We start from the raw sequence: 13,462 nt of genomic DNA, 5'->3' as shown, positions 1-13,462 counted from the left end.
ATCCCTAAATAAATATGAGGGACAAAATATTAAAGCAACTTTTTATTATGGACAGAATTTAATAGCAGTTTGAGGACAAATTAGGAAATCAGTAACAACTGAGACTTTTCGAACATCCCATACATATCAGTTATTAAACTTACATCTATGAAATTTAGGTCACATTCATAACCTTTTTCTTGTATAGTTCTGTCTATTAGCTCTTTAAGCTCGTCCCTTGAATGAACTACTACTTTATTAGTATTTGCAGTAACCGTACTTTTCTTGTCGATTATGTTTTCTGAGTTAGTATTTTTTTCAGGATTAGTTTAATTATCGTCTGTGCTTTCAGATTTAGACTGTTCGTCTGCGGTTAAAGGAAGCTTCTTTCCTAGATATTTATTTTAAACTAGGTAAAACTGCACGGGATAATGACTTTGAACTTGGTAAAACTGCATTTTGTCTTAATCATCAGGACTACAAATAAGTTCATATTTCTTTCCAAAATGCTAAAATAATCAGCAGTTTTGCGGTCTGCTCTGACCGCATTTTCATAAAAAAATGTTAGGAATTATTAGATGAGTTCGCTATCTGCTTTCCTTAAAAGGAAAGATATTGAAATTTCTCTGCATCGTTACGGTATCGATGCATTGGGAGCAATGGCACAGGGCCTTTTCTGCTCTCTTCTTATTGGAACAATCATGTCTACCCTGGGCAGACAGATTGGTATTGAAATTCTTGTGACTATCGGCGGTTACGCTGCCTCAATGTCTGGGCCTGCCATGGCAATTGCTATTGGATATGCCCTTAAGAGTCCAAGAATGGTTTTATTCTCTCTGACAGTTGTTGGTGCAGCAGCAAATGGTCTGGGAGGTGCAGGCGGACCTCTCGCAGTTCTGATTATTGCTATTGTTGCGGCTGAATTTGGCAAGGCATCTTCAAAGGAAACAAAGATCGATTTACTGGTAACTCCATTTGTAACTGTTTTTGTAGGTGTGGCTCTGGCTATTGCTATTGCACCTCCTATCGGTAAGGCTGCAAGTTCCTTAGGGCAGCTGATAATGATGTCAACAGAGCTACAGCCATTTTTAATGGGTATTCTGGTAAGTGTTCTTGTAGGTATTGCCCTGACTCTTCCTATCTCCTCTGCTGCAATCTGTGCTGCCCTAGGTCTGACTGGTCTTGCTGGTGGTGCTGCTGTTGCCGGCTGCTGTGCTCAGATGGTTGGTTTTGCTGTAATGTCATTTAAAGAGAATGGCGTCGGTGGCCTGGTATCTCAGGGTATCGGAACTTCAATGCTTCAGCTAAGCAACATTGTTAAAAATCCAAAGATCTGGATTGCTCCTATTCTAACCTCCGCAATTACCGGTCCAATTGCAACCTGTTTCTTCGGCCTGCAGATGAATGGTACTGCCGTTTCATCAGGCATGGGTACCTGTGGTTTTGTAGGGCAGCTTGGTGTATACAGTGGCTGGGTGAATGATATTGCCTCTGGTTCAAAGGAAGCAATTACCTCCTTTGACTGGATGGGACTGCTTATGATTTCATTTGTTCTGCCTGCTGTTATCTGTCCTTTAATCAATTCTGTTCTAAAGAAGATTGGCTGGGTTCGTGAAGGTGATCTGAAACTGTCCAGGGCCTAGTCTGTGTTTGGTGCTCACTCCGGTGAGCACTGACTTATTAACTGTTATTTTCTTGATTTACTTCCTCAGCAAGAATCTGCTCTATATTTCCGATTGCATACAAAGGAATATCGCATAGATTATTTTCATTAATCTTAAAGTCTGCCAGGGAAGTTCTAACAGCTTTTACTGATTTGTAGTCTTTAATGAAGTTATTAATACTTTTTGCCTTTAAGTTTTTATCCGCTTTGACTTCAAGAGGAACAACCAAACCAGCAATCTGAATTACAAAGTCAACCTCACTACGGCTAGAGTCATTTGACCAGTAGCAAATCGGAAATTCACTATCTGAACATACTAGCTGCTGCAATACATACTGTTCAGTAATTGCTCCTTTAAATTCTTCAAAAATAGCTGTTCTTTGAAGTACTGTTTTCACATTAAGATCAGTTAGTGCCGACAATAGTCCAACATCATGAATAAAGAGTTTAAACGCATTTAAATCCTGATATGCTATAAGAGGTAAATCTGGTTTTTTTATTCGATTTACCTGATATATAAGACCAGCATCTTTTAACCAGTTAATTGCAATTTCGTATTCTTTTGCTCGTGCTCCTGTTTTTATTGCGCTATAGATAAATTTTTTGTTTTCTTTTGCAAGCTGCGATGGAATTGAATGCCATAACATCCTAATTTTTTCAACTGTATTTGCAGGAATATGTTTTGAAAAATCATTCTCATAAGATTTAAGGATGCTTTTCTGTATGTCTCTTACTTTCTTATAATCATTATTTTCAACAAAGTTTCTGACGACCTCAGGCATACCTCCAATATAGCAGTACATCTTTAGCAGTTTTTCAAATTCATTTTTTAGCGTTTTTATTAGCTGAAAATCTTGTTTATAAATTAAATTTATAAGGCTTTCTTTACCTAAAGCTGTAGAAAATTCAATAAAGTTTAGAGGATATAATTTAAGAAATGAAACCTTACCTACAGGAAATCCTGTACCTTCATGGTGAATCAAACCTAGAAGACTTCCTGCTGCAAGAATATCGTATTGTGGAGCTTCTTCATTAAAATATTTTAGTGCTGTTAAAGCTTTTGGGCATTCCTGTATCTCATCAAAAATAATCAGAGTATTCTCTGCAATGATTTTTTTTCCGAATAAGATTTCTATAGCTTCAATTATCCTGGGAATTTTATAATCTGATTCAAAAACTGACTTTAATTCAGGATTATTATCAAAGTGCAAATAAATCGTCTGTTTATAGTATATTCTGCCAAACTCCTTTATCAGCCAGGTTTTTCCTACCTGTCTGGCACCTTCAATGATAAGAGGTTTGTGATTTTTCTGATTTTTCCATTGTGCTAATGATGTTAAAGCTGAACGCTGCATCGTATAATCTCCAAATCAACTTACGTAATTATAGGTTTTACAAGATAATTATATTACTATTATAGTGTTTTCTTACACTTTTTTACAGGAAAGATTAGGGAAAGATTACACTTTTTTACAGGAAAGATTAGGGAAAGATTACACTTTTTTACAGGAAAGATTGAATAAATATTACACTTTTTTACAGGAAAGATTGAGTTAAAAAAAAGCAGTAGCTTGGTTGCTACTGCTCCATATCAAATTACTAAATCTCTCCTTTACTTCTGCAGAGTAACATTATCTCCGTATACTGTAGCAAAATCATTCTTCATGGAAATGGTATAGAAACCATGCTCATCACAGTATTTCTTCAGTTTCTCTACCTTGGCCTCACTTCCATGTTCTCTCTGTGAATCATCTCCTAACAGAATATAGGCTCGGGACTCATATTTCTTGTTGTTGGTGATATACTGAGACATTGACAGATCGCCTGAGCTGTTACCGAAGGACAGCACAGGAACTTTGCCTATTTCTCTTGCGATGATAGGTACCTTGTTCATCTTTACGTTCTTGGTGATCAACTCTCCGGTGTAGATAAGCTTGTCATCAGGCTGGTATACATAATCAAGTCCATCCTTGCTGCCCTGACCTGAAGCTTTGATTACACCGTCTGAACCGATAATTCTGTCTGATGGAACATCCAGAACATTCTCCAGAAGTACTCTTACGATATTTCTCTCTGTACCGCTGACGATATAGATGGTGAAATCTTTCTGTTCCAGATATTTAACCAGAGAAATCATCGGACGGAAATAGGCATCACCGCGTTTGAGATTGTTAAAGCCTTTGGCATCAGTCTTCATGAACTCTCTGGCATAGTCTTTAACTTCATCAATGGTCATGCCTTTGAAGGACTCAAAGGAGTATTTAGCATGGATTTTCTCGGCGTCTTTTGGTAGCTTGCCATTTTTCCATCCTTCCTCAAGCTGTGCTGCAAATTTCTTCATGTCAGCAGGGGCTTTATAGTTTGGATCTCGCAGAACCTTTTCAGTAAACATAACCCAGTCAAAGTAGGAAGGGTAGGTTTCACCAACCAGTGTTCCATCCATATCAAAGACAGCAATACGATCCTCTTTAGGAATGAATTTACCTGATTTAGGATCAGTTACTTCATTGACATAAGTGACAAAGTCCTTTGCTACCTGTGACTGTGGAGTCCAGTAGGTGAGAGTCGGATTCTGAGTCTGAGTGGTACTTGTACAGCCGGTCAATGCCAGTGATAAGGAAATTCCAACTATACAGGTTATCTGCTTAAAAGAGCCAAACATATATAATCTCCAATCAAAAAAAAGGAACAATCCGTTTTGATTGTAGTTTTAGACTCTAAAACAGCTAGTAAAATATTATTAACTTAAAAGAGTTGTCACAAAGATCTTATTGAAAATGTGGATATTTCACGGAATTGGGCAGGTCAGAAACAAGAAGAAACTAATTCTGACCTGCAAAGAGGATTAAGCTTTTAAAGTTGCAGCCTTCATGCTTCTTACATACTCTTCAAGCTTGGCAAGCATCAGAGGCAGACCATGCAGATTTTCTTCAATGATCTTTACACAGGCGGAGCCGGCAATTGCACCTGCTGCTCCAATCTCCAATGCCTTGCTTACATGTTCAGGAGTGGAGATACCAAATCCTAAAACAGGAGCGGCTCCGTTGAGCTCCTTAATCTTTTCAATTACTCTTACTGGTTTGCCGAAGGTGTTCTCGGTACCGGTAATGCCATAGCGTGATAATACGTAGGTATAGCCCTTTGAATGTTTTGAGATGGTCTCAAGGATTTTATCAGAGGCATTAGGTGGTGCAATCAGAACAGTATCTACTCCAGCATCCTTTGCTGCCTGTTCAAAATCTCCCGAAGTGTGAATCATGTTGCTTGGAATATCAGGAATCAGTACAGCATCAATACCGGCTGCAGCTGCATCTGCAAAGAATTTTCTGATGCCGCGGGCAACCACTACATTGGCATATACCAGGATACTGATGGGAATTTCATCATCCACGTTGCGGAAATCCTTTACCACTTCAAAGAAATCATCGGTGGAGGCTCCTGAGTTTAATGCTCTCTTGTCCGCATTCTGAATGATAGGACCATCGGCACAAGGATCGGAGAATGGGAATCCCAGTTCTAAGGCATCTGCGCCTCCATTCAAAAGACTCTTTAAAATCTCAAGGGATGTTGCCTTGTCAGGATCACAAAGAGTTACAAATGGCATGAATGCGCCTTCATTTCGTTCCTTAAGCTTTGCAAATCTCTTTTCAAAACGGTTGTTCATATTTTCTCCTTATTTTGTAACCTTCAGTGGGGCAGTAGAGATTCCGCTTGAGGTTATACAGCCTTTCTGTTCCAGAATGTTTGATACGTTAAAGATATCCTTGTCGCCGCGACCTGAGATATTAACCACCAGAGTCTGTTCCTTATCAGGATTCTGTCTCATAAGTCTTAAGGCAAAGGCCAGAGCATGGGAGGACTCTAAGGCTGGGATAATACCTTCCTTCTGTGAAAGCTCCACAAAGGCGTCCAGGGCATCATCATCGGTGGCACCAACGTAGGTGACGCGTCCTGATTCACTCAGGTAGGCGTGCTGAGGTCCTACAGAAGGGAAGTCAAGACCGGCTGAGATGGAATAGGACTCGTTAATCTGACCATCACGGGTCTGAAGATTCTTGGAATAGGCTCCAAAGAAGATACCATCCTCACCTCGTGCCAGGGTTCCGCCATGTTTAGGAGTTTCGATACCCAGACCGTATGGCTCAACACCATATAGAGGAACATCGGTATCTAAAAAGTCTGTGAATACACCGATAGCATTGGAGCCACCTCCTACACAGGCGATACAGGCATCAGGAAGTTTACCTGTCTCCTCGATGATCTGTTTATGGATCTCCTCACCGATAATCTTCTGGAACTCACGAACAATGGTTGGAAATGGGTGCGGACCTGCTGCGGTACCAATCATGTAGTGGGTATTCTCAAAGTTTGCCGCATAGTCACGAAGTGCCTCGTTGCAGGCCTCCTTCAAGGTTGCAGCACCTACTGATACAGGTACAACTTCAGCTCCCATAAGCTTCATGCGGAATACGTTTGGCTTCTGTCGCTCTGTATCTACTGCTCCCATATAGATACGGCACTTAAAGCCTAAAAGAGCACAGATAAGCGCAGTTGCCACACCGTGCTGACCGGCTCCGGTCTCAGCGATGATTCTGGTTTTGCCCATGCGCTTTGCCAGAAGTGCCTGTCCTAGCACCTGATTGGTCTTATGGGCACCGCCGTGAAGCAGATCTTCACGCTTTAGGAAGATTTTTGTCTTGGTTCCCTTGGTCAGGTTTCTGCACAGAGTAAGAGGGGTAGGACGACCCGCGTATTTTTTCAGAAGATCGGATAATTCCTGTCGAAACTGTGGATCATCTCTGCATTCAACAAAGGTTTTCTCAAGTTCGTCCAGGGCAGGGATTAAAACCTCTGGAACATACTGTCCGCCGTATTTTCCAAAAAATGGATTTAAGATAGTCATTTATTACTCCGTATTTATTCTTTTTTTTATCTTTTAGTATCTGTTGATGGTGTTAAAGACTTCGTTAATCAGTTTGATATCCTTTATACCTTTAACTTTTTCCAGTTTAGAATTCAAATCCAGTCCCAGAAAGCCTTGTTTTAGGGCAAGCTCAACATTATCTGGTCCAATTCCTCCTGAAAGCAGGATTTTTTCACGATTTACGGTTTGTGGAATTGAGTTCCAGTCAAAGCTTGAACCGGAACCAGGGGAGGCTGAGTCCAGAATAAAGAGCTCGCAGAGACGGTCGTATTTTTTAATAAGAGCAAAATCAGAGTCTGATTTTACATTGATGGCTTTTATAATTCTGATCTGAGGCAGAGCTTCACGCAGTTTTTCAATAAGCTCAGGACTTTCACTGCCGTGCAGCTGAATGTAGCTAAGACCAACCTCTTTTGCGGTTCTTACCATGTTCTCTAATGTCTCATCCACAAAGACTCCTGCAAACTTCAGCTCGTTCTTATAGTCCGCTGTGATTTCCCTGGCTTTGTCTACGCTTACATAGCGTGGTGATTTTTCTGCAAAGATAAGACCGCCGATACTTACATTATTCTTTGCACAGCACTCAACCGCCTCTCTAGTGGTAAGACCACAGACCTTGTTTAATCCGTAAAGCATGGATTTAGCCTTGAACTCAACATCGCTGTCTCCGGTCAGAGAAGAACCTATGAGGAAGTTTTTTATTGGTTTTAAGTCAATAAGATCTTTGTGCTCCTTAATTCCAGACTCAGAAACCACGATGGTATTCTCATCAAAGATAGCTGACAGCTCTCTCGCGTTGTTAAGGTCGATGGTCAGGGTTCTGAGATCACGGTTGTTGATGCATGTCGATTCGGTGGTCTTTGCAGTAAAGAGCATCATCTCTGCCGTCAACCTCGGTCAGAACATCCAGTCCCAGTTCTTTGGCATAGGTATAAAGCTCCTGGTATTTTTCCTTTGAGAGTACACTCAGCATTAAAAGAACGGCATCTGCGCCTGCAATGTAAGCCTCATCAAGCTGCTTTCGGCAGATAATAAAGTCCTTGCACAGTACTGGAAGATGGGTCTTTGCCTTCACAAACTTCAGATATTCAATTGAACCTTTAAAAAAATGTTTTTCACACAGAACAGAGATTGCACATGCGTGTTTCTCATAACAGGTAATCAGCTTATCCAGATCAAAATCCCTGCAGAAATCTCCTAAGGTAGGGGAGGACTGCTTGCACTCAAGGATGAAGTTTCTTGAATTTCTTTTCAGACTGTTCTTAAAGGATACTTTAGGAAGAGTTCGGCTGCCCTGAGGATTTATCTCTTTTACATCCTCAACCTTGCGGTTGATGATGGTAGCCAGTACTGTACCCTCAATGCCTTCATAATTAAGTCCTGGGTAAGCTTTTGCCTCGCTGCTCAGTGGTTCTGTATGTAACATCTTTTATCCTTAATTATGAATTTGACATTCTGGTGATGGTTTCAAGCTTCTCAATGGCACGACCTGAACGAATGGTGTCATAGGCCATCTCATAACCGTCTTTGAAGTTGTTTACTTTTTCAGCAAGATAAAGCATTGCTGATACATTGGCTGCAACCACGGCATTATGAGCATCGGTGCCTCTACCCTCCAATACCGCACGGGCTGAGCGCGCATTCTCCTCAGGTGAACCGCCTACAAGATCTTCCTGTCTGAAGTTCCCCCTGATTCCGAAATCTTCATTGGTCAGAACATAGTTCTTGATTGAGCCGTCTTTCTTTAGCTCTGATACATGGGTTTCACCGAAGATTGAAATCTCATCCATGCCGTTGCCGTTGATTACCATGGCTCTCTGTACACCGGTTAGCTTCAGGCTTCTTGCCAGTGTTTCCAGAAGATTTACGTCATAGCAGCCTAATAGCTCATAGTTTACGCGTGCTGGGTTGGTCAGAGGTCCTAGAATGTTGAATATGGTTGAGGTTCCTAGTGCCTTACGTACAGGAGCAGCGTACTTCATGCCGGTGTGGTATTTCTGAGCGAAGAAGAATGCAAAGCCTTCCTCTTCAAGACATCTTCTGGTTACATTCTCTTCTGCTCTGATGTTATATCCAAGCTCGGTTAAAACGTCTGATGCGCCTGACTTTGAGGAAACTGCAGTGTTACCGTGCTTTGCTACATGAAGACCTAAGGTTGCGCAGACAAAGGCTGAAATAGTAGAAATGTTGATGGTCTTTAAACGGTCGCCGCCGGTACCTACGATTTCACCGGTATCGATGCTGCGTTCACGCTCGAATGGAAGGGCAGCATCAATCATTGCGGTTGCAGCTCCGCCGATTTCATCAGCAGTATAGCCGTTCATCTTGAGGGAGGTTAGAAGAGATCCGAATACAATCGGATCTATTTTTCCAGCGAAGATATCCTTGAAGATTAAGTTGGTCTCGGTAAAGGAAAGATCTTCTTTTGCATATAACTTTTCTAGTAATGAGTTCATAATCAGACTCCTAATGTGAATTTCAACCTGTATATACGAAAAAACCCGCAATTTTACTTGCGGGTTTTTCATCTGAATCTTTTCGTTAGTACAAACACAAAATCCCCGCTACGTTGCGAGGTGCCACCATGATGCCTTAAATGTAATCTGTACTGAATGTGTCATTTTTTATCTCTTTTGTTACTCTATGTTTTTATATTAAACAAATTTTTATAAAAGTAAATGTGAATTTTATATTAACCATAAAAAAATTTGATTTGCACTAAAAATTAGCATTATTTATCGCTTTTTGGTGCAGGATTTTTTTACTTGTTATGTTGGCATGTAATGAGTTTTGTTGCCTGCTTTCCTAACAGTTAGCATTCCTTTTTTGCACATTTCTGTTAATAAGGCATATGCTTTTGTTGAACCAACAGATAATGCTTCTTCTACATCCTTACGGGTAATTGTTTTTTTATTTTTCGCAAGTTTTAAAATAATATCTTTTTCAGCATCCGGTTGATAGTTTGCTACATTATCCTGCTTGGCTTTAAAGTTAAGGTTAAATATTGTTGTTTTGAAGGCGCCCTGAGCTGAAACAAAATTAGCCTGTTTCTGGCTTTCCTTATATAGCGCCATGATTCGTTTTATTCCGGTTCCGTAACTTTCTACCAGTTTTAGTCTATAGAATACATTTGCAAGATTTGCGTTGCGGGACTGTGAAACTCCCATCATTACAGCTTCCATAGATAGACCAGATACAAGTCCTCCTAGAGATACAAACTCAATTCTATCGTCATATATGTTTACTAATGTGCTTCCAGTGAAGCTATAATCTCGATGAATTATTGCATTTAGTAATGCTTCTCTGACTGCCGCAAGAGGATAATCTCTAACATCTTCGCGTCTTAGTCCTTCAATTGTTGATTTGACTGCAATATTCTTATCTATAAAATTGTATCCATCTTCAAGCTGTGTCAGTAAGGAACCGCTGAATTCCTGATGGTTTCTGAATATGACATCATCGGTCCCCTGAAAAACAGCTATTTTTAAAGTGTGTTCACATTGGTCTGATAACAGTAGGGCAAGATTAGTGTAAAGGCCTTCTTCTCCAATCATGTTCAGTGTTCTCATCTGAACATTACCGCATTCCAAATTTCTGTCTGCCATCTCTTGCTGTAGCTTAGTAAAGGTGAGATCCTGATTAAGACTTCGACCTGTTTCGTATGATTTACCGTAGGACTCAACAATCATATCTCTAATGCCATCTTCACTTAAAGGTTGAGATGATGTTCCTCTTCGAACATAAACTCCTTGAGGTTTTAGTCCTTTTTCTCTCAAGTAATATGGTTTAGCAGAACCTGTCGCAACATCTACTGTGATAATTGTTTTATTTTCTTTCTCTATAGCTCTTATTTGAACAAATGGCATAATATCAGGCGCTATGCTGTCTTTTAAGCTTCCTGCTAGTCGAAGCATCGTCTCATCAGAATCTTCAACTCCAATTACAGAGCCATCATCGGCAATTCCTATATAGAGAGTTCCTCCTTCTGTATTTGCAAATGCAATGATATCTTTACGCAGTTCCTGAACATACATTCTCTTATATTCGACATCTACGTTTTCTTTATTTGCCATTTTTGTTTTCCTTATTATCTCTTTCTTCTTTTATTATAGAGAAAGAAAGAGAGAAAACAAGAGAAAGCGAAAGAAAACGAAAGAAAGCGAAAGAAAGCGAAAGAAAGCGAAAGAAAGCGAAAGAAAGCGAAAGAAAGCGAAAGAATGTGTAAACCTCAAAATAACTGTTGTTATCGACAATATCTACTTAAGGAGTTAATCGACAAAAAAATAAAGTTCCAAATTCTAGAATACCTAGTCTTTAAACTTGATATAAGCTGAAAGATAAAAATCCACTTATATCGTCGGATCTCAAATGTAAGCTCAATTTAATAGAAAGTTTAATGTTCTGTCGGGAGATATTCTTATGGATTTGGAACAGGTCTGGCATGAAGCTATTCAAAGATGTAAACAACAAATTAACGATCCTCTAAAGAAGGCTGCCTTAGATGTTATCGAACTACAGACATCAATTAATATTACCTGTTCAGACTTGTGTTTTATCTGTAATAACGATTTCGTTAAGAAACTTATATTTGAGTACGTACCTGCTCTATATATGGAGATTGCCAGAATAACAGATAACACCAATCTTGGAATAAAACTTCTCCTGTCAGGTGAATTTCAGCATTCACGGATGACAGAAAATTCTAATCCTAGTCGAAACACTGACAACATCAACCCAGATAAGACATTTGAAAACTATGTAACTGATCCTGAGAATGCAAATATCTATGAAATTGCGCAGAAGATAGCCGAAAATCCAGGTGATGAAGACTACAATCCTTTATTTCTGTATGGAAGTACAGGGCTTGGCAAGACCCATCTGGCAATGGCGATTGCAAACAGAATTAAAAAAAACAGACCTGAATTATCTGTGCTATACATTCGTGCAGAGGAATTTATCAGGCTTTTTGTTGAATCAATGGCAAAATCATCCTATGTAGATAATCAGGTAAGTTTTGAGGATTCAATATTACAGCATGATGTTTTTATAATTGATGATCTGCAGACTCTCACCAAAGGCGAGAGATCAAGAGAGACTTTCTTTAAGATTATCGATAATTATCTTGATGAACCAGGAAAACAGCTGATTATGACATCCTCTAAGCCTGTCGGTAGTTTTAAGAATATTCCTCCTCGAATAATCTCAGAACTTGGTTCTGGAGTATGCACAGAGATTCTACCTCCTTCCTATGAGAACCGTGTCGCAATTACATGGCAGAAGTGTAAGGAACAAAAACTTAAACTGGATCAGCCTGTCGTGGACTATATTGCACAGAAAATCAGATACAACGTCAGATCTATTGAAGGCGCAGTCAAAACTTTAAAGACTCTGTCTGAAGTCACCGCTAATAGGATTACCTATAATGATGCGGTTAAGTTACTTTCGGATCTGGTTGAAAGCAATAGCCGTTAAATCAGCATTGAAACAATTAAGGAACAGGTGGCTGAAGAATATGGTGTAACTGTAGATTCAATTGAGTCTGCAGCAAAAAATAAGAATGTATCCTATGCTCGTTCAATGGCGATGACTCTGGCTAACGATCTGATTCCGAATCTGTCATTTAAGGACATTGGCACTGCATTTAATAAAGGGCATACCTACGTTTACGAAGCTATAAAACGTACCAGGGAAAGAATCTGTGATGACAGATATGAGCAGTCGGCTATTTATGAGAGGCTCATTCATTCTCTGAAAAATAATTAGCCGCAGAGATTGCCCGTATTCTGTCAGTCGTCCTAATCCTAGGAGAATATCAGCAGCAACCTTAGTAATAGTTACTGCTGATACTGTATTGTGTTGAAGCTTAGTCGTTTACTCCGTCAGTGTAGCAATCGCATTCTTCAGAAGATTTCTTCCAAAGGTTGTCATGATGGATTCAGGATGGAACTGGAAGCCAAGCACATTGTACTTCTCTGAGTACAGAGACATGCACATGCCGTCATACTGAGCGAGTATCTCAATTTCAGATGGCAAATCCTCAACCACTAAAGAGTGGTATCTTGCAATCTTCAGCGGATTTGGCAGATTTTTAAAGCACAGCTTATCAGTATGCTGCATCATAGAACTCTTGCCATGAACAATTACAGGAGCCTTTACAACCTTGCCTCCAAGAACCTCGCCTAGTGCCTGATGACCTAGACAGATTCCAAGCATAGGGTATTTACCCAGGCTCTCCCTTATGATTGGCAGCAGATTATTTGCATCCTTTGGGGCTGATGGACCAGGGGAGAGCATAATAATGACCTTATTCTTTTCACTCTGTTTTTTAGCCTGTTCCATAATGGTTGCCACACTCACATCATTACGGAATACCATGACGTTGTTACCAAGAACCTTAAGCTCATCTACAAGGTTGTAGGAAAAGGAATCGAAATTATCGATGAATATAATGTTTGCCATGATGCTACTCCTTATCAGCAAGAGCTAAGGCACATAAAACTGATTTTGCCTTGTTGACTGTTTCCTGGCATTCTGCCTTGATATCTGAATCGAATACTACACCGCAGCCTGCCTGAACATAGGCTTTGTCACCCTCAACGAAAGCTGAGCGAATGGCAATACAGGTGTCAAGTGAGCCGTCATTTGAAAGAATTCCCACGACACCACCGTATGAGCCACGCTTTTTGCCCTCATACTTGTAGATAAGCTCGTGAGCCTTGATTTTAGGGGCTCCTGAGAGTGTACCCATATTCATACATGCAAGGTATGCATGCAGAGCATCAAGATCATCTCGCAAGGTTGCATGTACGTCAGATACAAGGTGCATTACCGACTGATACTTGTCAATGTGGAGCATGTTATCCACATAGCGTGATCCTGGTACAGCAATTCTTGCA

Annotated in this window: 13 protein-coding genes; 3 read left to right on the top strand and 10 right to left on the bottom strand. The window is 40.1% G+C overall.

The window, feature by feature from the left end; all coding sequences use genetic code 11:
• Window positions 1-557: 557 nt before the first annotated feature.
• Entirely contained in the window at window positions 558-1,622 is a 1,065-nt protein-coding gene (locus QZU45_RS10020; RefSeq protein ID WP_074841492.1) for a PTS transporter subunit IIC, read from the top strand.
• Between the two features lie 37 nt (window positions 1,623-1,659).
• Here QZU45_RS10020 and QZU45_RS10015 read toward each other — a convergent pair whose 3' ends face one another.
• The 8 genes from QZU45_RS10015 to QZU45_RS09980 all read right to left on the bottom strand — a co-directional run bounded on the left by QZU45_RS10015 (window position 1,660) and on the right by QZU45_RS09980 (window position 10,639).
• The gene (locus QZU45_RS10015) at window positions 1,660-2,997 is read right to left on the bottom strand and encodes an ATP-binding protein (RefSeq protein WP_295354894.1); all 1,338 of its coding nucleotides are present in this window, start codon (window positions 2,995-2,997) and stop codon (window positions 1,660-1,662) included.
• Window positions 2,998-3,254: 257 nt separating this feature from the next.
• Window positions 3,255-4,304 carry an HAD family hydrolase gene (locus QZU45_RS10010; protein ID WP_295354892.1) on the bottom strand — a complete coding sequence of 350 codons (1,050 nt, stop codon included), beginning with the start codon at window positions 4,302-4,304 and terminating at the stop codon, window positions 3,255-3,257.
• A 183-nt stretch (window positions 4,305-4,487) separates the two neighbouring features.
• Complete coding sequence (trpA, locus tag QZU45_RS10005; protein WP_295354889.1) at window positions 4,488-5,306, bottom strand: tryptophan synthase subunit alpha; 819 nt, start codon at window positions 5,304-5,306, stop codon at window positions 4,488-4,490.
• Between the two features lie 9 nt (window positions 5,307-5,315).
• A complete protein-coding gene (gene trpB, locus QZU45_RS10000; protein WP_074841495.1) occupies window positions 5,316-6,545 on the bottom strand; it encodes a tryptophan synthase subunit beta in 1,230 nt (409 codons plus the stop codon).
• A 33-nt stretch (window positions 6,546-6,578) separates the two neighbouring features.
• Window positions 6,579-7,445: a hypothetical protein gene (locus tag QZU45_RS09995; protein ID WP_295354884.1), complete on the bottom strand. Its 867-nt coding sequence runs from the start codon at window positions 7,443-7,445 to the stop codon at window positions 6,579-6,581.
• On the bottom strand, window positions 7,393-7,992 hold the full coding sequence (locus tag QZU45_RS09990; protein WP_295354882.1) for a hypothetical protein: 600 nt from the start codon (window positions 7,990-7,992) through the stop codon (window positions 7,393-7,395). Before QZU45_RS09990 ends, QZU45_RS09995 begins: the two co-directional genes overlap by 53 nt.
• Before the next feature lie 13 nt (window positions 7,993-8,005).
• The gene (gene trpD, locus QZU45_RS09985) at window positions 8,006-9,022 is read right to left on the bottom strand and encodes an anthranilate phosphoribosyltransferase (protein WP_295354879.1); all 1,017 of its coding nucleotides are present in this window, start codon (window positions 9,020-9,022) and stop codon (window positions 8,006-8,008) included.
• Between the two features lie 312 nt (window positions 9,023-9,334).
• The gene (locus QZU45_RS09980; RefSeq protein ID WP_295354876.1) at window positions 9,335-10,639 is read right to left on the bottom strand and encodes an RNA-binding domain-containing protein; all 1,305 of its coding nucleotides are present in this window, start codon (window positions 10,637-10,639) and stop codon (window positions 9,335-9,337) included.
• A gap of 346 nt (window positions 10,640-10,985) precedes the next feature.
• Between QZU45_RS09980 and QZU45_RS09975 the strand changes: the two genes are divergently transcribed.
• Both QZU45_RS09975 and QZU45_RS09970 read left to right on the top strand, forming a co-directional pair.
• Window positions 10,986-12,038 carry a DnaA/Hda family protein gene (locus QZU45_RS09975; RefSeq protein WP_295354873.1) on the top strand — a complete coding sequence of 351 codons (1,053 nt, stop codon included), beginning with the start codon at window positions 10,986-10,988 and terminating at the stop codon, window positions 12,036-12,038.
• Entirely contained in the window at window positions 12,039-12,329 is a 291-nt protein-coding gene (locus QZU45_RS09970; protein WP_366925491.1) for a helix-turn-helix domain-containing protein, read from the top strand.
• A 108-nt stretch (window positions 12,330-12,437) separates the two neighbouring features.
• Here the strand turns inward: QZU45_RS09970 and QZU45_RS09965 are convergent, their stop codons facing one another.
• Window positions 12,438-13,025, bottom strand: a complete 588-nt coding sequence (locus QZU45_RS09965; RefSeq protein WP_295354870.1) for an aminodeoxychorismate/anthranilate synthase component II — start codon at window positions 13,023-13,025, stop codon at window positions 12,438-12,440.
• A gap of 4 nt (window positions 13,026-13,029) precedes the next feature.
• Window positions 13,030-13,462 (bottom strand): chorismate-binding protein (locus QZU45_RS09960; RefSeq protein WP_295354866.1); only part of this gene is annotated, 433 nt, incomplete at its 5' end.

Source organism: uncultured Succinivibrio sp. (assembly GCF_902756765.1).
In the GTDB taxonomy this organism is placed as follows: Bacteria; Pseudomonadota; Gammaproteobacteria; order Enterobacterales; family Succinivibrionaceae; genus Succinivibrio.
The sequence above is the reverse complement of the archived record's forward strand: the minus strand, read 5'-3'. Positions and strand labels throughout refer to the sequence as shown.